Annotated in this window: 1 pseudogene; it reads left to right on the top strand. The window is 41.5% G+C overall.

What is annotated here, in order from left to right:
* Positions 1-203, top strand: a pseudogene (locus IM797_RS28275) (hypothetical protein); the annotation flags it as partial.
* Between the last annotated feature and the right edge of the window lie 137 nt (positions 204-340).

Genomic DNA, 340 nt, shown 5'->3' with positions numbered 1-340 from the left:
CAGTAACCGTTGATTTGCCTCAAGCGGTTAAGATCAGTTCTGCTAAGGAAGCTAAGATCGTTTTAAATGCTGATGTGGAGAAAACTATTGATGGCGTGGATGTCGTTACAAATCCTGTTGTTGGTGCATCAAAAGCAACAATAATGGCCGCAGTAGCCAGCAACTATGCTACAAAAGTATTTTCTGTAAAATCAGTAAACTAATATAATGACGGGTAAGACCGCATACTTGCGTATTACTGTCTGTATTCTTTTACTGGTGTCGGTATCATCCTGTAAAAAGGATGTTCCGCTGGAAGAATCTAATCCGGTACCTCAAGCTGTGAAGCTAGAGGTACCGG

Origin of the sequence: Pedobacter sp. MC2016-24, from assembly GCF_015223055.1 — a bacterium.
In the GTDB taxonomy this organism is placed as follows: Bacteria; Bacteroidota; Bacteroidia; order Sphingobacteriales; family Sphingobacteriaceae; genus Pedobacter.
Note: the sequence above shows the minus strand (reverse complement) of the source record. Positions and strands in the feature narration are given on the sequence as shown.